Here is a 22,909-nt window from a genome sequence, read left to right as displayed (position 1 = left end):
TTTTCTATACAAGGCAAACCGGTGCCGTATGAAAATGAAAGAACATGGGGTGTGTCATCATTTAAATTTTTCTACTGAAAATCAGTATAATATAAAAATACGCCGTCATTCCCGCGTAGGCGGGAATCCACCGTCTGATGACCTGCAAGCGATATTTTATCAGAGTTTGTTGCGCTTCGACTTGGATTCCCGCATTCGCGGGAATGACGGTACAGGGTTGTATCGGTCAATTGATGGCGTGCCCTAACTATAAAACACCCGTTTGCTGCAACAAAAACAGCACCGCAAATCCGCTCAAATACGCCAAACCCAACCACGCCAACGCCATCAGCCAAGGTTTGGGCGCGTGTTCGCCGCCCTGCCGCACCAAAGTCAGGTTCAGCCACGCAAACACGGGCGTACTCACAAACGAAGCAATCATGGCAAATTTCAGCATCGCCATCACCGCGCCTTTGAAAAACACAATCACGCCCAATCCCGACAGTGCGGCAAAGGCAATCCACGCCGTCAGCATGCGGTTGGAGGTTTTGTGCCAGCCCGCAATCAGGCGCAGGGCTTCCATATTGCTGCGCGAGTAGCCGTCAATCACGGTGAGCGTGGTGCCGTACATGCAGGCAAAGGCGATAAACGCCACCAGCCAGCGCGACCATTCGCCGATGGTGGCGGCGTACATGTCAATCAGTTGCCCGATGTAGGCGCCGCCCGCCGTTTTCACTTCCGTACCCGTGCCGTATTGCACCAATGCGCCCAATGCCAAAAACACCAATGCCAACAATGCTGTGCCGATGTAGCCCACATTGAAGTCGAACAAGCCGTCTTCGTAGCGGACTTTGCTCAAGGTGCGTTTGGCAGACACCCACAGCGAGTTGATGACGGAAATTTCAATCGGTGCGGGCATCCAGCCCATCAGTGCGACAATGAATGCCAGTGATGCCATGTTCCATGGGCTGGGCGCGACAAAATCGGCTGCGGGTGTGCCGTTGCCGTTGGCGGCCGCCGCAAGCACCGCCGCGCCGGTGGTTAAGGTCAGGCTAATCATGATGATTTTGGAAACGTTGTCCACCGTGCGGTAGGGCGCGAGCAGCAGCAGGGCGACTGAGGTTGCCAACACCAGCCCTGCCAAGGTGTTCACCGTCAGGGTGGCGGGCAGCACGAAATTCAAAATCGCCGCGCACAGCATCGCCACCGCCGCCGTGTTAATCACGGTAGCAAACAGGTTGAGCAGGAAAAACAGCCACAAATACAGTCGGTTTTGTTCGGCATAGCCTTCCAGCAGGCTTTTGCCCGTTGCCAGTGTGTATTGCGGGGCAAAGCGGAAAAACGGGTATTTGAACAGGTTGGCCAGCACGATAATCAAGGCAAGCTGCCAGCCGTAGAGTGCGCCCGCTTGGGTGGAGGCGATGATGTGCGAGCCGCCCACCGCCGCCGACGCCATCATGATGCCCGGCCCCATCGCCTGAAAACGCTGCCGCCAGCGTGTGGTTTGTTGTTGGGTGTCCATAAGAATTTCCTGTTGTGAAAAGGGCGGATTATAGCCGATGCTGTTCAAATGCTTGGTTTTTTGTGCGGGGTTGGGGCGGTGTGTCGGGGTGATAGGTTTTGTTAATCATAAGGCGGTGCGCCCATGCGTGGCACGGCAGGTGCTTGGCGCATCTCCATGCGTCCGGCGGCGGGGTTTTGGCACGCCGTTTGGCGGGCAATTCGGGCATTTTCACACTTCTTATTGCAAACAATCTATTTGTTTTTTATGGAATGATTATTCGGGTGGTGTGATTTCGGGGTGCGTGTGCCGCGCCGTGCTTTGGTGCCGGACAGGTGTCATAAATGACAATAAACGGAACAAAACCGTATCGTATATGCCGTTTGCCGCGCCGCCGTTCGGTGTCGGCGTAAAAAACAAACGCGCTCTGCCATAAATATGCGTTAGAACAAATTCTGTGCAAAATGCGGTTTTCAACAAAAATGTTTTCAGCGAAAATGCCCCGCCATTTTTCATCAAAATTTTTTCGGTTTGCCCCGTTGCGGGTGATGGCAGGCAAAACAGGTAAATCGGGGCAGCGCCCTTGTGCCGTGCGTGGCAACGGAAAAACCGAAAATCATTCCGCCGATGGGCTTGGCTTTGCGGATACACAAAACAAACCGCATCAACGGGGTGCGGGCAGGGCAGTCAGGCAAGCAATCGGCGGTGGCAGATGTGTGCAGTTGCAGAAAGGAAGAAGGTGTGAAAAACCTGCAAGAATTGACCGATGCGTTGGTGGCGGTGAAAGGCGTGCTGGCGGCGGCGGTGGTGGATTATGAAAGCGGCATGATTATGGCGGCTTCGGAAGGTTCGGGCAACAATACCGATTTGGAAATCGTGATGGCGGGCGGAACGAACATCATCCGCGCCCAGCAGCGAACCGTCAGCATGCTGCATCGGGACGATGCCCTGCGCGACATTCTCATCAGCCTGAAACAGCAATACCACCTGCTCTGCCCCTGTTCGCAGCGTGAGAATATGTTTATTTACATCATCATCGACCGGAAAACGGCAAATTTGTCCATCTGCCGCAATGCCATGTTTTGTGCGGAAGCGATGGTGGTGTAGTTTGGTGGCGCATCAGCAAGCAACCCGCCGTATGCTGTGCGATACGGCGGGTTGTTTGACGGCGGGCATCAGCTTTGCGGCAGATTGCCCAAAATAATCCGCAACATCCGCCGCAACGGCTCGGCGGCGCCCCACAAAAGCTGGTCGCCCACCGTAAACGCGCTAATGTACTCGCCGCCCATCGCCAGCTTGCGGATGCGCCCTACGGGAACGGTGAGCGTGCCGGTAACGGCGGCGGGGGTCAGCTCGTGCATGCTGGCTTCCTTGTTGTTCGGGACGACTTTCACCCAATCGTTTGCGCCCGCCAGCAGCGACTCGATTTCGTTTACCGGCAAATCCTGTTTCAGTTTCAGCGTGATGGCTTGGCTGTGGCAACGCATCGCGCCGGTGCGGATGCACAAACCTTCCACCACAACCTCTTGTTTGGAAGCCAAAATCTTATTGGTTTCCACGCCGCCTTTCCATTCTTCTTTGGATTGACCATTGCCCAAATCCGCGTCAATCCACGGAATCAGGCTGCCGGCAAGCGGCACGCCGAAATGCTGTTTCGGATACTCATCGCTGCGGAGAAAATCCGCCACCTTGCGGTCAATCTCCAAAATCGCGCCCGCAGGGTCGGCCAGCTCGGCGGCAACGGTTTGGTGAATCGCGCCCATGCCGCACAACAATTCGCGCATATTTTTCGCGCCCGCGCCCGAAGCCGCCTGATAGGTCATGCTGGACGCCCATTCCACCAAACCGTTTTGAAACAAACCGCCCAACGCCATCAGCATCAGCGACACCGTGCAGTTGCCGCCGATGTAGTTTTTGATGCCGTTTTGCAAACCCGCGTCAATCACATGACGGTTCACCGGGTCGAGAATAATTACCGCATCATCGTCCATACGCAAAGACGAAGCCGCATCAATCCAATAACCCTGCCAACCGCTTTCGCGCAAAGGACGGAACACCGACTTGGTGTAATCGCCGCCCTGACAAGTAACGATAATGTCCATTTCCGCCAAACGCGCCACATCGTTGGCGTCCAGCAGCGTTTTTTCGTCCTGACCGAAATCGGGGGCAGCGCCGCCCACATTGGAAGTGGTAAAGAAAAACGCCTGCGGAATATGGGCGAAATCGTTTTCTTCGCGCATACGCTGCATCAGCACCGAACCGACCATGCCGCGCCAACCGACAAATCCTACTTTCATCGTGTTTCCAATCCTGTGGTAAAAAAGGCGGTATTTTGAACCCGTTGCGCGGCAAAAGCAAAGGTTTTTGTGAAAACGGGTAAAGATTGGGCTACAATACGCGCAATTTCCAACCCGCAACGGAGCAGCATCATGCAAAATTCTTCCCAAGAACAAAACGCGCCTTTCAGCTTTGGGCAAACCGATGATATTGAAGTGGATTTGGCATCGCCGTGGGCGCGTATGGGCGCGGTGTTGCTGAACACGGTGTTTTGGTTTATCACCATTTTGCCGATGTTGGTGGTGCTGTTTCAAAACTTTAATATTGAAACCAACGAGTTTTCACCGCAATTCATGCAACAATCGGGATTGGCGGTTGCGGCGTGGCTGCTGCTGCCTTTGGCATACGGCATTTGGCAGTTAATCCAATACAGCAAACACGGTCAAACGCTGGGCAAAAAAATTGTCGGCATCCGCCTGATTAAGGAAGATGGCAGCAATCCGGGTTTTGTCGGGGCGATTTTGTTGCGCGAAGTGGTTTACGGCATCATCATCGGCGTATTGGGCTTGGTCTTGACCTTGGCAACGGGGGCGAAGTCTGATGAGAGCGTTTGGGGCGATGTGATGAATCTGTTGGCAACTTTGGCGTGCGTGATTATGATGTTTGCCGCCCGCGACCGCCGCACCCTGCAAGACATGCTGGCGAAAACCGTGGTCATCAAGCTGCCGAAAAAACACCGTTAGGGCGTGTCATTGAATTTTTCTGCCGGCAATCCGTACAGTAAAACATACCGTCATGCCTGCATCGGCACGCAATGTTGTTAGCAAGATTTGTTTGAACGGGTGGTCGGATTCCCGCTTGCGCGGAAATAATGGCGCGGGTTTTGCGGTCGGTTGATGACACACCCTGCCCATATAATTGGCACATTGCAGACAAACAGAAAAAAGGTCAAACCATGAGTTCCTATCGCGACCAAGTTTCCTTCAGTTTCCAAGACGGACACAAACGTTACCGTTGGCTGCTCGCTTCGCCTGCCGAACGCATTTTGGCAACGGTGGCGGATGCGGCGCTTGGGGCATTGGCAGCCGCACCTTTGTTGTGGAGCGTGTATCAGATGCGCCATACCCCGCACCATTTTGATGTGTGGGCGCATGTGTTTTTGGCGTCGCCCCTGATGTGGGGCGGGGCGGTATTGTTGTCGGCGTATGTGCTGTGGCAGGCGCTGTGGCTGGCGCAGCGCGGGCAAACGCTGGGCAAACGGCTGCTGGGCATCCGCATTATCCGCGACAACGGTCATGTGGCGGGCTTTTTCCACTGCCTGATGCTGCGTACGGTGGTGTTTGTGCTGCTGTGTGTGATTATGATTGGCGGAACGTTGATGTTGCTGCGTTTGGACGATAATTTTTCGGTGTACGAGCTGATTTGGCTGCCGTATTTGGCATCGTTTCTGATGCTGTTTCAAACCACAGACGACCACCGCACTTTGCAGGACCGTTTTGCCAAAACGGTGGTGGTGCGCGAAAAAATGCGGCAGGAGGCATAGGGCGTGTTGCTTCTTGGGTTTTCCCAATGAAAATCAGTGCAATAAAAAACACCGTCATTTCCATATGTGTGGGAATGACGGTGCAATGTTTTTCGGTCGATTGATGACGCGCCTTGTATGATGGTTGACGGGCGGGGCTACAGGCCGAAGGTTTTCACCCGTGCCGCAACATCGGCAAAGGTTTTTTCGCCCGCCGCTTGGGCGATGCCGCCGAACACCATCTGCGCCCGCAGCAGCCAATCGGCGGGAATGTCCCACGCTTGGGCAACGGCTTGGTCAATCAGGGGATTGTAGTGTTGCAGGTTTGCGCCGATGTTTGCTGCCGCCAATGTCGTCCACAAGGCGTATTGGTGCATGGCGCTGGTGTGTTCCGACCAAACGGGGAAGTTGGCGGCGTAGGACGGAAATTTGTCTTGCAAGCCTTTGACCACGCTTTGGTCTTCAAAAAACAAGATGCTGCCCGCCGCCGCTTTGAAGCCGTCCAGCTTGGCGGCGGTGGCGGCGAATTTGTCGGCGGGGACGATTTTTTGCAGTTCGGCGGCGGTAATGTCCCACAGTTTTTCGTGTTCCGTGCCAAACAGCACCACCACGCGGGCAGATTGCGAATGAAAGGCGGAAGGCGTGTGTTTGACGGCGTGTTCCGCCATGTGCACGATTTCGCTTGGGGCAAGGGGCAATTCTTTGTTGAGTGCGTAAACGGAACGGCGGGTTTCCGCCACCTGTTGCAGGGCTTGTACCGACATGGTGTTTCCTTGAATGCGTATTGAAAAAACGATTATACGCCCTGCAACGGCATTTGCAAAACGGGCGCGGACGATTAGAATACGCGCTTTTTGCGGCAGTATGCACCATGAGCGATTTACTCACTGATTTGCAAGCGCGCGGGCTAATCGCGCAAACCACCGATTTTGACACTTTGGACAAACTGTTGTCGGAACAGAAAATCGCGCTGTACTGCGGTTTTGACCCGACCGCCGACAGCCTGCACATCGGGCATTTGCTGCCCGTGCTGGCGTTGCGCCGTTTCCAATTGGCGGGACACACGCCCGTGGCGCTGGTGGGCGGGGCGACCGGCATGATTGGCGACCCCAGCTTCAAAGCCGCCGAGCGCAGCCTCAACAGCGCGGACACGGTGGCGGGCTGGGTGGACAGCATCAAACGCCAGCTTGAGCCGTTTTTGAGTTTTGAGGGCGACAACGCCGCGCTGATGGCGAACAATGCCGATTGGTTCGGGCAAATGAATTGTTTGGACTTTTTACGCGACATCGGCAAACATTTTTCCGTCAATGCCATGCTTGGCAAAGAAGCGGTGAAGCAACGGCTTGAGCGCGACGATGTGGGCATTTCCTTTACCGAATTTTCCTACGCGCTGCTGCAAGGCTATGATTTTGCGGAACTCAACCGCCGCCACAATGTCGTTTTGCAAATCGGCGGTTCCGACCAGTGGGGCAACATCACTTGGGGCACGGAAATCACGCGCCGTTTGCACGGCAATAGCGTGTACGGGCTGACCCTGCCGCTCGTTACCAAAGCGGACGGCAGCAAATTCGGCAAAACCGAAGGCGGCGCGGTGTGGCTGGACGCGAAAAAAACGTCGCCCTACCAGTTTTACCAATTTTGGCTGAAAACCGCCGATGCCGATGTGTATAAATTTTTGAAATACTTTACTTTCTTAAGCCTTGACGACATCGCCGCAATTGAAGCCGCCGACCAAGCAAGCGGCAGCAAGCCCGAAGCGCAACGCATTTTGGCGGAAACCATGACGCGCATGATTCACGGCGAAGCGGCGTTGGCGGCGGCGCAGCGCATCACCCACAGCCTGTTTTCCGGCGACGAATCCGCGCTCACCGAGCAGGATTACGCGCAACTGGCTTTGGACGGTTTGCCCGCCGTGGCGGTTTCAGGCAGCCCGAATATTGTGCAGGCATTGGTGCAGGCGGGTTTGGCATCGTCCAACAATCAGGCGCGGACGTTTGTGGCGCAGGGCGCGGCGGCGGTGAACGGCGAAAAAGTCGGCGCGGACGATTTTGTGTTGGACGAGAGCGTGCGGCGTTTCGGCAAATACGCCATCGTCAAGCGCGGCAAACGCAATCATGCTTTGCTGGTGTGGCAGGTTTAGCGTGTCATTATTTAGATTTTTCTTTGAAAACCAGTGAAATAAAAAAACACCGTCATTCCCGCGCATGCGGGAATCCACTGCCTGATGTTTGTAAAGTGGTGCTCTATCAATACTTTTTGAAATTTGTTTTGGATTCCCGCTTGCGCGGGAATGACGGTGCTGTGTTTTTTCGGTTAATTGATGATGCACACTGGGGCGTGTCATCATCTAAATTTTTATATTGAAAATCAAATAGGTATGAAAAAACTGCCGTCATACCCGCGTACGCGGAAAGACAGATTAAAATCAAATAAATATTGATAACGCATTGCTTGGCAAACACCATGCGATGGTTTGGTTTTCAGAAAGCATGAAAAAGCCGTCTGCAAGAGACGGCTTTATTTTATTTTTTCACTTCGGTTTTGATGATGATTTCCGAAGGCTCGATGGTTTGCCAAGGCTCGGGTACGCTGGCAAACACTTCACGGCGCACAATCGGCGCACGGGCAGCGATTTCCGCCAATGCCTGTTCTTCGCTGCGGCGGAACGAATCTTGGGCATCATCGCGAACGCTTGGTGCTTCGGCAGCAAAGGCGTTTTCGGCTGCCAAACGTGCCCGTTCCTGTGCTTCATCGGCAGGAAGCGCATCGATGACCGGTGCTGCTTGCTGCTGTTCGGCTTCTGCTGCCAAACGCGCCTGTTCTTCCGCTTCCGCTTGAGCCTGTGCTTCTGCTGCCAAACGCGCCTGTTCTTCGGCTTCTGCTGCCAAACGCGCCTGTTCTTCAGCTTCTGTTTGAGCCTGTGCTTCCGCTTCCAAACGTGCTTGTTCTTCGGCTTCCGCTTTGGCTTGCGCTTCTGCTGCCAAACGCGCCTGTTCTTCGGCTTCTGCTTTGGCCTGTGCTTCTGCTGCCAAACGTGCTTGTTCTTCGGCTTCTGCTTGAGCCTGTGCTTCCGCTTCCAAACGCGCTTGTTCTTCGGCTTCTGCCTGTGCTGCTTCCGCCGCCAAGCGTGCGGCTTTTTCTGCTTCGGCTTTGTCGGCTTTCAGGCGGCTTTCGGCAAGGGCTTTGCTGCTTTCGGGGGTTTGGGCGGGCGTTTCGCCGTGGTCGTTTGGTGCGGCTGCGGTGTCGGCAGGGCGTGCTGCGCCTTCAAGGGGCAGGTATGCCAAAACGGTTTCGCTGGCACGGACTTTGTCGCCGATGGCCACGTTGGCAACGGCATCAACGGGCAGGTACACGTCCACACGCGAGCCGAAGCGGATAAAGCCGTAGCGTTCGCCGCGCACCAGTGTTTCGCCCGCTTTGGCGTAGCACAAAATGCGCCGCGCCACCAAGCCCGCCACTTGGACAAAGGTGATGTCGCGCCCGTGTGCGGTGGTCATCAGCACGGCGTTGCGTTCGTTTTCGCTGCTGGCTTTGTCCAGTGCGGCGTTGAGAAATTTGCCCGCGCTGTATTCCACGCGGCTGACGGTGCCGTTGGCGGGGGCGCGTTGGGAGTGGACGTTGAACACGTTCATAAACACGCTGATTTTCAGGGCTTCGGTGTTGCGGTAGGGGTCGGCGGCTTTTTCCACCACCACGATGCGTCCGTCTGCAGGGCAGAGCAGGGCGTCGGGCGCATCGGGAATGTCGCGCACGGGGTCGCGGAAAAATTGCAGGCAGAACAATACGAACAGCCAAAACGGTACCGACCACCAGCCGCACAGCAGGGTCATCAGCAGGCTCAGTGCCAAGCCGCCGAGAATAAACGGCCAGCCTTCGCGGGCAATAATCGGGTGCGGGTAATAACGGTTCATCTCAGTTCCTTTTGGGTTGGAAACCCCGCCGTAGGTGGCGGTACAATCATCATTGGGGTGTGGCGCGAATCCTGCGGGGCAGGGCGGCGCGTGGGGGCTGCGTCCGGTGTGTGCCGTCATGTGCTGCGGTTTTCGAAGCCGGAGATGCGGGTGCAGGGCAAAAATCCGCACGGGCAAATGACGACACGCTTTGTGGGGGTGCGGCCCTGTGTGTTGAAATTTCGGTAAAACCCCGTTTGTGCGGGACAGCAAAACGGAAAATAGTGTGGGATTATAGCGGAAAACGCCGCCGATGTGCATCTGCTTTTGGGCGGGTGCGGCGAACCGTGATACCATCTGCCTTTTGCCCGTTGCCGCGATGCACGGCGGCACGCCGGCAACGGTGAAGAACGCGAACGCCGCCGCATCAATGTTTCAACGCGCAGGGCAGCGCATATAGCACCGCCCTGTGCCTTGCCCTACCCGAACAAAAGCTGATTTTACCGCCGTAAACGGCGGGGTTTCAAACCAAAAAGGAATTTTGATGAATTTCCCCTCCCGCCCCTTTCCCGCCACCCGCATGCGCCGAATGCGCCGCGATGAATTTTCCCGCCGCCTGATGCGCGAAAACGTAATCACGCCCGCCGATTTGATTTATCCCGTGTTTGTTTTGGAGGGCGAAAAACGCGAACAGGACATCGCCTCCATGCCCGGCATCAAACGGCAAAGCCTTGATTTGCTGCTGCACACTGCCGAACGCGCCGTCAAACTGGGCATTCCGATGCTGGCATTATTTCCTGTGGTAACGCAGGGCAAAAGCGCCGATGCCGCCGAAGCCTGCAATCCCGAAGGCTTGGTGCAAACCGCCGTGCGTGCCTTGCGGCGCGAATTTCCCGAACTCGGCATCATGACCGATGTCGCGCTCGACCCCTACACCTTGAGCGGGCAGGACGGTTTGACTGATGCCGAAGGCTATGTTTTAAATGACGAAACTACGGAAGTTTTGGTGAAACAGGCGTTAAGCCACGCCGAAGCGGGGGCGCAGGTGGTCGCGCCGTCCGACATGATGGACGGGCGCATCGGAAAAATCCGTCAAGCCCTTGAAGAAAATGGTTTTATCCACACGCGCATTATGGCGTATTCGGCGAAATACGCTTCGGCGTTTTACGGGCCGTTCCGCGATGCGGTCGGCAGCGCGGGCAATCTGGGCAAGTCCACCAAAGACAGCTACCAAATGGACCCCGCCAACGGCAACGAAGCCTTGCACGAAATCGCGCTGGATTTGCAGGAGGGCGCGGATATGGTGATGGTGAAGCCGGGCATGCCCTATCTGGACGTGGTGCGCCGCGTGAAAGACACCTTTGGCGTGCCGACTTACGCCTATCAGGTGTCGGGCGAATACGCCATGCTTCAGGCAGCCGCGCAACAGGGCTGGCTGGACGGCGATAAAGTGATGCTGGAAAGCCTGCTCGCCTTCAAACGCGCGGGCGCGGACGGGATTTTGACTTATTTCGCCCTGCGTGCCGCCGCGCTGTTGCGTTGATTCCGCCCCGATGCCCGCTTGAAGCATGCCGTTCCACCCCCATATTGCGAAGACACGAAACCATGATATTCCCATTTCGAAAAGGTAAAAAGAAAATGAGCGAACAAACCCAAAACCCCGAAGCTGCGGAAAGCGAAAACGACCTGCCCGCCGAGCCGACTGCGGAAGAATTGCAAGAACGCATTGCCGAGCTGGAAGCATCGTTGCAGGACGAACAGTTGCGCGGGCTTGCCAACGAGCAAAACCTGCGCCGCCGTTTTGCCGAAGAGCTGCAAAACGCCCACAAATTCGCCGCGCAAAAATTTGCCGCCGAAATGCTGGTGGTGAAAGACTATTTGGAAATGGCGCTGGCGGATGCGAGCGGCAATTTCGACATGCTGCAAACGGGCGTTTCCATGACTTTGGGCGAGCTGACAAAAGCGTTTGACAGCACGGGCATCAAGGAAATTCCCGCACAGGCGGGCGACAAGCCCGACCCGCACCGTCATCAGGAGATGCAGTCGGTGGCAAGCGCACAGGAAGCGGGAACGATTGTCGCCGTGCTGAAAAAAGGCTATACCCTGCACGAGCGCGTGTTGCGTCCGAGCATGGTAACGGTGGCAAAAGCTGCGGAAACGGACGGTGTGTCCGAAGCTGCGGAATAAATAATAAACGTTTGGGGGCAAAGTTTTTGTGCTTTGCCCTTTGCTTTTTCGGGAGCGCGTGATGGCGGTTTCTTCTTTGTTTACCCTGTTGGACGACATTGCGTCCGTGTTGGACGATGTGGCTTTGATGACCAAGATGGCGGCGAAAAAAACCGCCGGCGTGGTCGGCGACGATTTGGCGCTGAATGCGAATCAGGTTACCGGCGTGCGTGCCGAGCGCGAATTGCCCGTGGTGTGGGCGGTGGCGAAAGGCTCTTTTTGGAACAAGGTGATACTTGTGCCGCTTGCCCTGCTGCTGGCGGTGTTTGCGCCCGTGCTGATTCACCCGCTTTTGATGGTGGGCGGGGCGTATTTGTGTTTTGAAGGGGTGGAAAAGCTGCTGCACAAATTTTTTCCGCACGCCGACGGGGAAACGTCTGCGCCCGAAGCGGCGGATTTGGACGAATCCGCCAAGATTCGCGGCGCGATTCGTACCGATTTTATTTTGTCGGCGGAGATTATTATTTTGGCATTGGGGGTGGTGCAAGATGCGTCTTTGACGGTGAAAATCGGCGCCTTGTGCGCGATTGCCATCGGCATGACCGTGTTTGTGTACGGCTTGGTGGCGTTGATTGTGAAAGCGGACGACTTCGGCGCGCACCTGCTGGGCAAACCTTCGGCGGCGGCGCAAAGCATCGGGCGCGGCATTTTGCGGGTGATGCCCGTGTTGATGCGCGGTTTGAGCGTGGCGGGAACGCTGGCGATGTTTTTGGTGGGCGGCGGGATTTTCACCCATAATATTCCCGCGCTGCACGATTTTCTGCACGCACGGCATTGGGATGCGGGTTTGTCCGGCATGACGGCGGATTTGCTGGCGGGCGTGGCAGTGGGGTCGCTGGTGTGCGCGGTGGTGCTGCCCGTGCTGAAACGGCGCCACACATCCGCGCAAAACCATTAAAATAGCCTCTTTTTTTCCGACCCCGACCGCTATGGATATCCGCTTCGGCATTCAACCCTGCTCCGACAGCCTCCCGTGCGCCGTAACCATCGGCAATTTTGACGGCGTGCATTTGGGACACCGCCACATTTTGCAAACCTTGCGCGATGAAGCACGGGCAAGGCGTTTGCAAACGGCGGTGGTGGTGTTCGAACCCCAGCCGCCGGAGTTTTTCGCCCGCAGCCGCCGCACCGCTTCCGCACCGTTGCGGCTCACGCCTTTGCGCGACAAGCTGAATCTGCTGCGCCAAAGTGCCTGTGTCGATGCGGTGCGCGTGTTGCGTTTTCATGCCGAATTTGCCGCGCAAAGTGCGGAGGCGTTTGTCCGCACCGTGTTGCGCGATGCTTTGAACACGCATTATCTGCTGGTGGGCGACGATTTCCGCTTCGGGCGCGGGCGGGAAGGCGATTTTGCCATGCTGCGCGGGCAGGGCGGCTTCGTGGTCGAACGCACGCCCAGTATTTTGGCGGCGGGTGGACGCGCCAGCAGCACCGCCGTCCGTGCCGCTTTGCAGCAGGGCAGGTTGGAGGTGGCGGAGCAGATTCTCGGACACCGCTATGCCTTGAGCGGGCGGGTGAAGCACGGGGCGAAGTTGGGGCGCACGCTCGGCTGCCCCACCGCCAACATCCACCTGCCCGCGCACCGTTATGCTTTGAGCGGCGTGTTTGTGGTGGAAGCGGCGGGCGCGTTCGGCACGCGTTTCGGCGTGGCGAGTTTCGGAACCAACCCCACCGTGTCCGACACCGATTGTGCCAAGCTGGAAGTGCATCTTTTTGATTTTCATGGAACGCTGTACGGGCAACGCTTGGAAGTGCGCTTTTTGCACAAGCTGCGCGACGAGCTGCGTTTTGACGGTTTGGACGCTTTGCTCAAGCAGATTCAGGCAGACATTGATGCGGCGCGTAATTGGGTCGGCGCGCGCTGAATGTCAAAAGCCCCGCCTTTGTGCCTGATGCAGTGGCTTTTTCGGCAACAAGGCATTAAAATAATGCCGTTTGCGCCTGTTTGGTGTTGCGCCGCTCCGCTTCCCCGCCTGCCGCGTGATGACGCGCAACAAGGGCAAACGCTCCCCACATTATGATTTAAAGGAAAAACAATGTCTCAATTTGATGTTGCCGTCATCGGCGCGGGTCCGGGCGGTTACATTGCCGCCATCCGCGCCGCCCAACTGGGTTTTCACACCGTGTGCATCGATGCCGGCGTCAATAAAGCCGGCGACGCGCCCGCTTTGGGCGGCACCTGCCTGAATGTCGGCTGTATTCCCTCCAAAGCCCTGCTGCAATCGAGCGAACACGTCCACACCATTTTGCACGACTTTGCCGACCACGGCATCAGCCTGAGCGAAGTGCGCTTTGATGCCGAACAAATGATTGCCCGCAAAGACGCCATCGTTACCAAACTGACGGGCGGCATCAAATACCTGTTCCAAAAAAACAAAGTCGAAAGCGTGTTCGGGCGGGCGGCGTTTGCGGGCAAAAACGGCGACTTGTGGCAACTGATTGTGGACAACGGCAAAGGCGAATACCGCAGCATCGATGCCAAACACGTCATCATCGCCACCGGCTCCGTGCCGCGCCCCCTGCCTTTGGTGGAAATCGACAATATCAATGTGTTGGACAACGAAGGCGCACTCAACCTCAGCCGCGTACCGGGCAAATTGGGCGTTATCGGCTCGGGCGTGATTGGCTTGGAAATGGGTTCGGTGTGGAAGCGCGTGGGCGCGGAAGTAACCGTACTGGAAGCCGCGCCGACTTTCCTTGCCGCCGCCGACCAGCAAATCGCCAAAGAAGCCTTCAAATACTTCACCAAAGAGCAGGGCTTGGACATCCAACTGGGCGTGAAAATCGCCGCGATTAACAAAGGCAACAACAGCGTGTCCGTACAATACGAACACAACGGCGAAAGCAAAACAGTGGTGTTCGACAAACTCATCGTCGCCATCGGGCGCGTGCCGAACACGCAAGGTTTGCACCCCGAAGCGGTGGGCTTGGCATTGGACGAGCGCGGCTTTGTCGTGGTAGACGAAGAATGCCGAACCAATCTGCCGAACGTGTGGGCGATTGGCGACGTGGTGCGCGGCCCGATGTTGGCGCACAAAGCCAGCGATGAAGGCGTGGCGGTGGCGGAACGCATTGCCGGGCAAAAACCGCATTTGGACTTCAACTGCATTCCTTGGGTGATTTACACCGACCCCGAAATCGCATGGGTGGGCAAAACCGAAGAGCAGCTCAAAGCCGAAGGCATCGCCTACAAAAAAGGCACTTCGGGCTTTGGTGCCAACGGTCGCGCCTTGGGCTTGGGCAAGGCGAAAGGCACGGTGAAAGTGTTGTCCTGCGCCGAAACCGACCGCGTGTTGGGCGTGCACATGATTGGCCCGATGGTGAGCGAATTGGTTGCCGAAGCGGTGATGGCGATGGAGTTCAAAGCCAGCAGCGAAGACATCGCCCGCATCGTCCACGCGCACCCGACCCTGTCGGAAGTGTTGCACGAAGCCGCGCTTGCTGCCGACAAACGCGCCTTGCACGGCTGATTGCCCGCAAAAAACACCGAGAGCGGACGGGTTTGCGCCCGTCCGTTTTCCGTACCGCCGCAAGGGCGGGGCTTCAAACCGAAAAGGAATGTTGATGAAAAAAGCCCCCGTGCTGTTGTTGTGCGCCGCTTGTGCCGCGCCGAACCCCGTTGCGCCGCCGCTTGTCGGCACATGGCAATGCGAACAAGCCGGTTTGATGCAAACGCTGCGTTTCAACGCCGATAATACGCTGGTGCGCCGCGCCGCTTTGCCCGAAAGCCGCGCCCGCCGTTTTTACGGCACATGGCAGTTGGCGGGCAAGCGTTTGACCACCCGCGAACGTGTCGCGCCGGTGCGCGGTGCGGCGGTGGCGGCGGAAACGGTGTTGCACGGCGTGTATACGGTGGTGCGCGCCGATGCGCAAATATTGACTCTGCGCGATGAAAACGGCGGTGCGCTGCTGCACTGCCGCCGTGTCTGAATCAATCTGATTGCCGTTTGTGCGGGCGGTGGGTGGAATGATGACGCGCCTTGAGGGCGTGTCATCAATTGACTGAAAAACCTACTGTACCGTCATTCCCGCGCAGGCGGGAATCCAAAACAAATTTCAAAAAGCATTGATAAAACTTCGCTTCACAAACATCAGGTAGTGGATTCCCGCATTCGCGGGAATGACGGAATTCTTTATATCTAACTGATTTTCATTATAAAAATTTAATTAATGATGTGCCCTAACGGTAACGTGCCGGTGATAAATCGGCGGTTTCGATTTCGGCTTTGCCGTGTGTGATGAGGTCGGCAAGGGTTTTGGCGCAACCGAGCGACATCGTCCAGCCGAGCGTGCCGTGTCCGGTGTTGAGGAACAGGTTGTCAAAACCCGCCGCGCCGACAATCGGCGTGCTGTCGGGGGTCATCGGGCGCAAGCCCGTCCAGTAGCCCGGTTCGGCAAAATCGGCGGCGGCGGGGAACAGTTCTTTCGCCACCATCGTTAAGGTTTCGCGGTGGACGGGCGGACGCGCCAAGCTGTAGCCCGACAGTTCCGCCATGCCGCCCACGCGCATTTTGCCGCCCAAGCGGGTGAGCGCGACTTTGTAGGTTTCGTCCAATACGGTGGATTGCGGCGCGGCGGCCTCATCGGCAAGCGGGACGGTGATGGAATAGCCTTTGACGGGATAAACGGGAATGTCCAAGCCCAGTTGCGCCAACACGGGGCGGCTGAAGCTGCCCAAGGCGCACACGAACACGTCGGCGGGGTATTCGCCGTGTTGGGTAACGGCGTGGCGCAGGGTGCGCCCGTGTGCGTGCAGACGGGTTACGGTTTCGCCGAAACGGAAGTTTACCCCGCGTTGGCGGCAGATGTCGGCAAGTTGCTGTGCGAACAGGCGGCAGTTGCCGGTGCGGTCGTTGGGCAGGTGGAAGGCGCCGGCGATGCGGTCGGCAAAATGGGCAAGGGCGGGTTCGTGTTGCAGGCAGCCTTGCGCGTCCAACACGGTGTACGGCACGTTGAATTGTGCCAACACGCCCATTTGGTTTTGGTGTTTGGCAAAGGCGGCGGCATCGCGGAACAGGTGCAGCGTGCCCAAGCTGCGTTGTTCAAAGTCCATGCCCGTGTCGCGTTCAAATCCGGCAAACAGGGCGCGGCTGTATTCCGACAGGCGCATCATGCGGGCTTGGTTGCGGGCGTAGGCGGCGTTGGTGCAGTTGGCGAGCATTTTTGCCAGCCAGCGCAGTTGGTAGAGCGAGCCGTCCGGACGGATAATCAGGGGCGAATGTTCTTTAAACAGCCATTTGAGGGCTTTAAAGGGAATGTTCGGTGCCGCCCAAGGGGTGGTGTAGCCGAAGGAGAGCTGTCCGGCATTGGCAAAGCTGGTTTCTTCCGCCACGCCCTGCGCCCTGTCCAGCACGGTAACTTGGTGTCCTTGTCCGCTTAAATAATAGGCAGTGCTTACGCCGGCAATGCCCGCGCCGAGAATCACGATGTTCATCAGATTTCCTTAAGGTTGTTTGACGGCTTTTCAGGCGACCGCGCCCGATTTTTTCGGCATTTTCAGACCGAACCATTTGATGTGGCTTTGTTCGTCCAATTCTTTTACGGTAACGCAAAAGCCGCCGATATTCATGCGGTCGCCCGCCACCGGCACGTCGCCGAAACGGTCGCGGAACAAGTCCGCCAACGTGGTTTGCGCTTCGTGTTCGTCCACTTTCAGCCCGTAGGCGAACGCCAGTTCGCCGACTTTGACATCGGGTTTGACGACAAATTCGCCGTAAAACTGTTGTTGGTCTTGGCGGTGGCGGCGGTCGGCAAACTGGCGGGCGAAGTCATCGCCCAAGTGTTCGGGCAGCACATACCACGCGATGTCGCCCGCCTGCATGCGCGTTGCCAAGCCCACTTTGATGTTTTCGCCGCCGCGTATCAGCGCAAACGGCCGTCCTTCGGCAAAGGCGCGGGTCATGGCGTAGGGGTGGCTGTTTTCGGCATCGGAATCGGTTTCCACGCGGAAGGATTGCAGTTCCACCGACAAGCGGTCGGACAACCAGATTTCGCGGCTGTCCAAAGGTTCGGGTTTGGGCGGCAGCACCATTTTGAACACGCGGGCGAAAAAGGGAATGGTGGTGCCTTGAATCAGCAGCGACAAAATCACCACCGCAAACGCCACGTCAAACAGCATTTGTGCGCCCGGCACGCCGCGCATCAGGGGGATAATCGCCAGCGTAACCGGCACTGCGCCGCGCAAGCCCACCCAACTGATGTAGGCGATTTCGCGGCGGCTGTAACGAAACCATTTGACGGACGAATACACCGCCAACGGCCGCGCCACCAAAATCAAAAATGCGGCAATCACCAGCGCGGGAATGCCCTGTTCCAACAGGCGCGAGGGCGTAACCAGCAAGCCCAGCACCAAAAACATGCCCGCCTGCGCCAGCCACGCCAAGCCGTCCATCACGTTTAAAACGTGTTCCACCGCCGAATTGCGCGAGTTGCCCACCATCACGCCCGCCAGATACACCGCCAAAAAGCCGCTTCCGTCAAACAAGTTGGCAAGGGCGAACACCATCAGCCCGCCCGATGCAATCATGATGGCATACAAACCTTCAGCCAGCCGGATTCGCGCCAGCAGCACCGCCAGCAGTTTGCCCGCCGCCAAGCCGAATGCCAACCCCAAACCCAGTTGTGTCGCCAGCATCAGCAGGGTGTCGGCGATGCCGGTTTGCTGCGGTTGCAGAATCAGGTTGATAAGTACGGTTACCAGCAAAATCGCCATCGGGTCGTTTACGCCGCTTTCCAGTTCCAACGTGGCGCGGATGCGGGCGTTCAGGCGCACGCCACTGTTTCGCAACAGGGAAAACACCGCCGCCGCATCGGTTGAGCCGACAATCGCCGCCATCAACAGACCGAGTTTCCAGTCAATCCCCAGAAAAAAAGTCGCAAACGCACCCAATAATGCCACGCTCGCCACCACGCCCCAGCTTGCCAGCACCGCAGCCGGTTTCAGGGCGATGCGGAAGGTTTCAAATTTGGTACGCAAACCGCCGTCCAGCAAAATCACCGCAAGGGCAAGCTGGCTGACCATCGTGGCACTGGGCAAGTCGTCAAATTTGATGCCGCCGATGCCTTCTTCGCCCGCCAGCATGCCCACGCCCAAAAACGCCAGCAAAAGCGGCATGCCCAAACGCGCCGACACGCGGCTGGCAAGCACGCCGCTAAACAACAATAGGGCGATAATCAAAAAGGAAAAATTTAAGGCGTTCATGGGCGGGCGCACGAAAACGGGTCAAACGGAATATTGTAGCATGAAGGCATTTGTTTTTGCCCCGTTTCGGCGATATAATCGCCCGCACAGGCAGGGCAGACAGCCGCCGCGTGGCAACACGGGGAGGAAAGTCCGGGCTGCACAGGGCAGGATGCCGGCTAACGGCCGGGTACGGCAACGTAACGGAAAGTGAAGCAGAAAGCCAAACCGCCGACGGCTTCCGCAAGGAAGATTCGGGCAAGGGTGAAAAGGTGCGGTAAGAGCGCACCGCGCGCTTGGCAACAATGCGCGGCAGGTCAAACCCCATCCGCAGCAAGAGCAAACAGAACGCATTGACGCGGCCCGCCGAGCGTTCGGGTAGCTTGCTTGAGCCTGCCGGCAACGGCAGGCCTAGAGGAATGGCTGTCCACGACAGAACCCGGCTTACCGCCCAGCCTGTTTTCCCCTTTTGTGGTTTGCGTGCGACAAACCGATGTTTTTCAATAAAAAGCAGTTATTTTCTGAACGTTCCGCCCCTTTTCCCGATATAATCGAATCTTTTCACTTCAGGAATACACCCATGACAAGGCAAACGATTTTGGCAGGCGCATGCGCCCTGATGCTGGCGGCTTGCGGCAGCAGTGGCGGCGGAGACGGCGACAGCCACCGTCCGAGCGGACGCAGCCATTTGAACCTGATTGGTAAAACGGTTGAGTTAAGCAGCGACCACCTGCAAACCTTTACCGGCAATGCCCAAGCAAACAATATACAGCTCAACCGCAAGCAGCAGGGGCGCATCGACCAAATCACGGTAAACGGCAAAACCTATCGGCTCTTGCCCGAACATGCGGTAACAAACGGTATTTTCCGTGAACAAAGCGGCAACATCAAACGGGTTATCGGCAATAATCTGCAATATGCCAAATACGGCAACTACGAAGTCAAAGAAGCCAACGGTCTGATGTCGATGATGTTTGCACAAGGTGTTGCCACGCCCGAGCGTGCCATGCCCGCATCGGGACAAGCCGTCTATCAGGGTTTGGCGGTATACAGCCAAATGGACAAGCTGACGGGTAAGGGTTTTTATCAAACCAATGCCCACTCCGAAGTGCGGGTGGACTTTGGTAAAAAAGAACTGTCTTTAAACGTTTCCAGACTGGCTGGCGGGGCAGATATTACGCCTTTTGCTTTCCATGCCAAAATTCAGGGCAACCGTTTTGATAATTTGGAAGGTACGAAACGGATGTTGGGTGGTTTTTACGGCCCTGCCGCAGAAGAAGTGGCGGGTTGGTTTCTGGATAACGGCAGACGGGAAAGCATTGCCGGTACGTTTGGTGCGGAAAAGCAGTAAGCGCATTCCGTCAAAACGGGCTGCCTGATTTCAGGCAGCTCGTTGTTTTATTATTAGAACTTCGCTTCCAGCGACACGGAGAAATTGCGTCCGGGTGCGGCGTAGCTTGCCGAATTGCGCTTGCCGCCATCGGGGTTCACCGCATTGATGGACGACTGGCGCACCGATTCCCAAGTGCTGTATTTGCGGTTGGCAAGATTGTACACGCCTGCGCGGAACGTCAGGTTTTTCAAGCGGTAATGACCTGCCAAATCGTGGGTGTACCAGCTTCTGCTGCGCCGCGACGTGCCTTTTTGTTCAAACTCCAGCCCGTTCGGACGGTAGCCCGTGGTAACCAATTCGCGGTTGCTTTTGGCGGCAGAGTAGGTGGTGGTGGCGGAAATGCCCCATTTGCCTTCGGGGTGGTCGTAGCCCAGTGAAAACACATAGCGGTCGGGTTGCAGGGTGTCCAAAAGCGGGCTGGTGGTGGCACTGAAATTCGGGCGCGTGCCGAATTTTTTGGCGCGGATGCGGCTGTAGGCGAGGTTGCTGTACAGTCCGTACGGCAGTTTTTCGCTGATGCCGTTCCAGTCCAAGCGTCCGACCACGTTGATGCCGCCCAAGGTGATGTTTTGCAGGTTGTGGTAACCGAATTCGTCATAGCCGTCAATGCCCAAGGGCTTGCCGATGGTAATCAGGTCTTTATAACGGTTGTGGTGGTAGCTGGCTTCCACTTGTCCGAACGCGCCTTTAATGCCGATGCCCGCTTCTTGGTTCAGGGATTTTTCCGCTTTGAATTTGCCGACATAGTTTTGGAAACGGACATCGGCCGCAGGCAGCCGCCGTCCGAACAGTTCGTGAAAGGCGGGTACGCGGTAGCCGTTGGAGATGCGGTAGGAGAGGGCGAGCCGGTCTGTGGGTTTGACGGTCAAACCACTGTTCCATGAAAAGTTGCGGTATTTTCCGGTCGATGTCCACGGGTCATCGGATTGGAAGCGGTGGCGGTCGTAGCGCAGCCCGATGCCCCAGTCGGCTTTGTTGCCGAAAGAGATGTTGTCGCGCAAGGCGATAAAGGCGTTGCCGCCTTTAATCAGGCGGGGGGAGCAGTCGCGCAGTCCTTTTTCCCTGCCGGTGGTGTCGCAGTTTTCGGTGCGGACGTGTTCCACTCTGTCCAGTGTGTACACATTGGGTTTGTCGCGGCTGCCGTAGTGGGTGGCATCGTGATAGGGCGGAACATCTTCAAAGCGCGGGTGGGCGTGCTCGTCAAAGTATTTGCCGCGCAGCAGGGCGGAGCGGAAGCGGTCGTAGCCCGCATTCAGGCGCAAACGGTGTTTGACGCTGCCGGTGTTCAGTTCTTTGTCCCATTGCATGTGCAGCAGGTTGTGCTGTTCGCGGTAGTCGTTTTGTTCGGAGCGCGTTGCCGACCAGATTTTGTCGGTGCTGACGCGGCAATGGCGGTCGGCACTGGGGTAGGGCGCACAGTGTTTGAGCAGGTAGGTGCTGGCGATGCCGATGTTTTGGCGGTCAAAGCTCAGGCGCAGGACATCCGCCCAACTGTTTTTGTCGGGGTTGCGGTATTCGTAGAACAGTCCGTAGCGGCTTTTGCGGTGGCGTTCGTCAAAGTAGCGGGTGCGGCTCCAATATTGGTTGGTGATGATGTATTCGGTGTTGTGGGTGATGCCGGCGGCGGGGTTGTTGCCGATGTATTTGCCGCCTTCTTTGAAGTTGTCCAAGCTATTGCGTTTTTTCTCGTGCGGTTCGTAATAGGCGGGCAGGGTCATGTCGCGGATGTCGTAACGCTGGGCGGTGTGTTCGCCCGCCACGCCGATGCGGTGTTTGGGCAGCAGTTGCCATGCGCCTTTGAGCAGCCACGAGCTGCTGCGGTAGTCCATCGGATTGGGGGCGATGCGCTTGCTGCCGGTATAGTCTTTGGCGGATACGGTTTCGGTGATGTGCCGTTGTTTGGCGGCGGCGGTTTGTTCCGCTTCGGTAAGCGGCGGGTTTGTGCGCAGACGCAGTTTGTCGTCGTCTTCGCTCAAGTCGGCGCGGGCTTTGGGGGTGCAGCCGTGATTGTCCTGCGCGTAATTGGGGCATTCGTTGGTGAGAATAAACCAACTGTCTTTCAAATCGCCCGGATTGGAACGGCGCGACAAGTCGTATTCGTCGGCAAAGGCATTCAGGCGCACAAGGCTTTGTTTGGCAACGAGCGCGTCCGGATGGACGGCGGTTTCCCGTCCTTTGCGGTGCGTGTATTGCAGCAGTCCTTCCCAACGTTCGGTTTTCACGCCCACACCCAGCGACTGCATCCATTGGCGGTTTTTGCCCGTGTAGGCGGTTTTGCTGTCCGCGCCCCACGTTTTGCCGTTGGCAACGATGTCGTCCGCTTCTTTGCTGCGAAAGCCCACCGCGCCGCCCAGTGCGCCGTTGCCGTATTCGGACGAGCTTGCGCCTTTGCTCAATTCAATCGAGCGCAGGTTTTCGTATTCGATTTCGTTAATCGCACCGCCGTTGGCTTTGGAGTCCAGCACGGTGTAGGACTGAGCCTGCGGCAAACCGTCCACAATCAGGGCAACGCGGTTTCTGTCCACGCCGCGCATGGAATAGCCCGAGCTTGCGCCGCGCCCTTGTTCCACCACCGAGATGCTGGGGTCGTAACGGGTCAGGTCGCGGATGCCGGAAATTTGTTCTTTGCGCAGTTGGTCGGCGTTTTTGGTGATTTTGCCCAAGCCGGTTACTTCGTTGTCGCGGCGGGTGGCTTTGCGTTTGCCTTTGACGTTTAATGATTTGAGTTCGGTGCCTTGTGTTTTTTCATCGGGGTCGGCGGCGTGCGCGGGCAGGGTTGATAATGCGCCTGCCAGCATCAGGCAGATGAGTTTCGGATAAGGGTGTTTCATCAAAATTCCTTTTTATTTTGAAGCTCCGCCGTTTGCGGCGGTACAATCAGCTTTTATCCGGACGGGGCGTAAGCCCGTCCGAATCAGGGCGGTGCCGTGTGTGCAGCCCTGTG

At 57.0% G+C, this 22,909-nt stretch carries 19 protein-coding genes, 1 other RNA gene and 1 pseudogene; 13 read left to right on the top strand and 8 right to left on the bottom strand.

Annotated elements, in window-relative coordinates; all coding sequences use genetic code 11:
• Window positions 1-28 precede the first annotated feature (28 nt).
• Window positions 29-247, top strand: a complete 219-nt coding sequence (locus G392_RS0105805) for a hypothetical protein (protein WP_156900823.1) — start codon at window positions 29-31, stop codon at window positions 245-247.
• Here G392_RS0105805 and G392_RS0105800 read toward each other — a convergent pair whose 3' ends face one another.
• Entirely contained in the window at window positions 248-1,501 is a 1,254-nt protein-coding gene (locus tag G392_RS0105800; RefSeq protein WP_034334534.1) for an NRAMP family divalent metal transporter, read from the bottom strand. It abuts the gene before it with no gap.
• Between the two features lie 573 nt (window positions 1,502-2,074).
• Between G392_RS0105800 and G392_RS0105780 the strand changes: the two genes are divergently transcribed.
• A complete protein-coding gene (locus G392_RS0105780; protein ID WP_245571936.1) occupies window positions 2,075-2,587 on the top strand; it encodes a hypothetical protein in 513 nt (170 codons plus the stop codon).
• A gap of 68 nt (window positions 2,588-2,655) precedes the next feature.
• Here the strand turns inward: G392_RS0105780 and asd are convergent, their stop codons facing one another.
• The gene (gene asd, locus G392_RS0105775) at window positions 2,656-3,777 is read right to left on the bottom strand and encodes an aspartate-semialdehyde dehydrogenase (protein WP_027009476.1); all 1,122 of its coding nucleotides are present in this window, start codon (window positions 3,775-3,777) and stop codon (window positions 2,656-2,658) included.
• Window positions 3,774-3,911: a hypothetical protein gene (locus tag G392_RS13575; RefSeq protein WP_156900821.1), complete on the bottom strand. Its 138-nt coding sequence runs from the start codon at window positions 3,909-3,911 to the stop codon at window positions 3,774-3,776. Before G392_RS13575 ends, asd begins: the two co-directional genes overlap by 4 nt.
• On the opposite strand from G392_RS13575, the gene G392_RS12265 reads away from it, so the two are divergent.
• Complete coding sequence (locus G392_RS12265) at window positions 3,910-4,500, top strand: RDD family protein (protein WP_051255605.1); 591 nt, start codon at window positions 3,910-3,912, stop codon at window positions 4,498-4,500. The genes G392_RS13575 and G392_RS12265 overlap by 2 nt on opposite strands.
• A 212-nt stretch (window positions 4,501-4,712) precedes the next feature.
• Window positions 4,713-5,300 (top strand): RDD family protein, encoded by a 588-nt coding sequence (locus G392_RS0105760; RefSeq protein WP_169718743.1) that lies wholly within the window; start codon window positions 4,713-4,715, stop codon window positions 5,298-5,300.
• A gap of 137 nt (window positions 5,301-5,437) precedes the next feature.
• Here G392_RS0105760 and G392_RS0105755 read toward each other — a convergent pair whose 3' ends face one another.
• The gene (locus tag G392_RS0105755; protein WP_027009474.1) at window positions 5,438-6,043 is read right to left on the bottom strand and encodes a nitroreductase family protein; all 606 of its coding nucleotides are present in this window, start codon (window positions 6,041-6,043) and stop codon (window positions 5,438-5,440) included.
• A 107-nt stretch (window positions 6,044-6,150) separates the two neighbouring features.
• On the opposite strand from G392_RS0105755, the gene tyrS reads away from it, so the two are divergent.
• Complete coding sequence (tyrS, locus tag G392_RS0105750; RefSeq protein WP_027009473.1) at window positions 6,151-7,419, top strand: tyrosine--tRNA ligase; 1,269 nt, start codon at window positions 6,151-6,153, stop codon at window positions 7,417-7,419.
• A gap of 922 nt (window positions 7,420-8,341) precedes the next feature.
• Here the strand turns inward: tyrS and G392_RS14180 are convergent.
• A pseudogene (locus G392_RS14180) lies at window positions 8,342-9,190 on the bottom strand (phosphatidylserine decarboxylase); the annotation flags it as partial.
• A gap of 523 nt (window positions 9,191-9,713) precedes the next feature.
• Here G392_RS14180 and hemB point away from each other — a divergent pair.
• The 6 genes from hemB to G392_RS0105705 all read left to right on the top strand — a co-directional run bounded on the left by hemB (window position 9,714) and on the right by G392_RS0105705 (window position 15,322).
• Window positions 9,714-10,712: a porphobilinogen synthase gene (gene hemB, locus G392_RS0105735; RefSeq protein ID WP_027009472.1), complete on the top strand. Its 999-nt coding sequence runs from the start codon at window positions 9,714-9,716 to the stop codon at window positions 10,710-10,712.
• Between the two features lie 95 nt (window positions 10,713-10,807).
• Window positions 10,808-11,356, top strand: a complete 549-nt coding sequence (gene grpE / locus G392_RS0105730; protein WP_027009471.1) for a nucleotide exchange factor GrpE — start codon at window positions 10,808-10,810, stop codon at window positions 11,354-11,356.
• 61 nt (window positions 11,357-11,417) lie between these two features.
• Window positions 11,418-12,293, top strand: a complete 876-nt coding sequence (locus G392_RS0105725) for a DUF808 domain-containing protein (RefSeq protein ID WP_027009470.1) — start codon at window positions 11,418-11,420, stop codon at window positions 12,291-12,293.
• 31 nt (window positions 12,294-12,324) lie between these two features.
• On the top strand, window positions 12,325-13,257 hold the full coding sequence (gene ribF, locus G392_RS0105720; protein ID WP_051255604.1) for a bifunctional riboflavin kinase/FAD synthetase: 933 nt from the start codon (window positions 12,325-12,327) through the stop codon (window positions 13,255-13,257).
• Window positions 13,258-13,428: 171 nt separating this feature from the next.
• Window positions 13,429-14,862 carry a dihydrolipoyl dehydrogenase gene (lpdA, locus tag G392_RS0105710; RefSeq protein WP_027009468.1) on the top strand — a complete coding sequence of 478 codons (1,434 nt, stop codon included), beginning with the start codon at window positions 13,429-13,431 and terminating at the stop codon, window positions 14,860-14,862.
• Between the two features lie 94 nt (window positions 14,863-14,956).
• Window positions 14,957-15,322, top strand: coding sequence for a hypothetical protein (locus G392_RS0105705; protein ID WP_156900820.1), 366 nt, complete (start codon window positions 14,957-14,959; stop codon window positions 15,320-15,322).
• A 250-nt stretch (window positions 15,323-15,572) separates the two neighbouring features.
• Here G392_RS0105705 and G392_RS0105700 read toward each other — a convergent pair whose 3' ends face one another.
• Together G392_RS0105700 and G392_RS0105695 are read right to left on the bottom strand one after the other, a co-directional pair.
• A complete protein-coding gene (locus tag G392_RS0105700; RefSeq protein ID WP_027009466.1) occupies window positions 15,573-16,826 on the bottom strand; it encodes a D-amino acid dehydrogenase in 1,254 nt (417 codons plus the stop codon).
• A gap of 30 nt (window positions 16,827-16,856) precedes the next feature.
• Complete coding sequence (locus tag G392_RS0105695) at window positions 16,857-18,593, bottom strand: potassium/proton antiporter (protein WP_027009465.1); 1,737 nt, start codon at window positions 18,591-18,593, stop codon at window positions 16,857-16,859.
• A gap of 87 nt (window positions 18,594-18,680) precedes the next feature.
• Between G392_RS0105695 and rnpB the strand changes: the two genes are divergently transcribed.
• An RNA gene (gene rnpB / locus G392_RS13030) (RNase P RNA component class A) lies at window positions 18,681-19,035 on the top strand.
• Window positions 19,036-19,152: 117 nt separating this feature from the next.
• Window positions 19,153-19,923, top strand: a complete 771-nt coding sequence (locus G392_RS13015; protein WP_051255603.1) for a transferrin-binding protein-like solute binding protein — start codon at window positions 19,153-19,155, stop codon at window positions 19,921-19,923.
• 53 nt (window positions 19,924-19,976) lie between these two features.
• Here G392_RS13015 and G392_RS0105685 read toward each other — a convergent pair whose 3' ends face one another.
• Entirely contained in the window at window positions 19,977-22,796 is a 2,820-nt protein-coding gene (locus G392_RS0105685; protein ID WP_027009464.1) for a lactoferrin/transferrin family TonB-dependent receptor, read from the bottom strand.
• Window positions 22,797-22,909 lie beyond the last annotated feature (113 nt).

Origin of the sequence: Conchiformibius kuhniae DSM 17694 (assembly GCF_000428785.1) — a bacterium.
Classification (GTDB): domain Bacteria; phylum Pseudomonadota; class Gammaproteobacteria; order Burkholderiales; family Neisseriaceae; genus Conchiformibius; species Conchiformibius kuhniae.
Note: the sequence above shows the minus strand (reverse complement) of the source record. Positions and strands in the feature narration are given on the sequence as shown.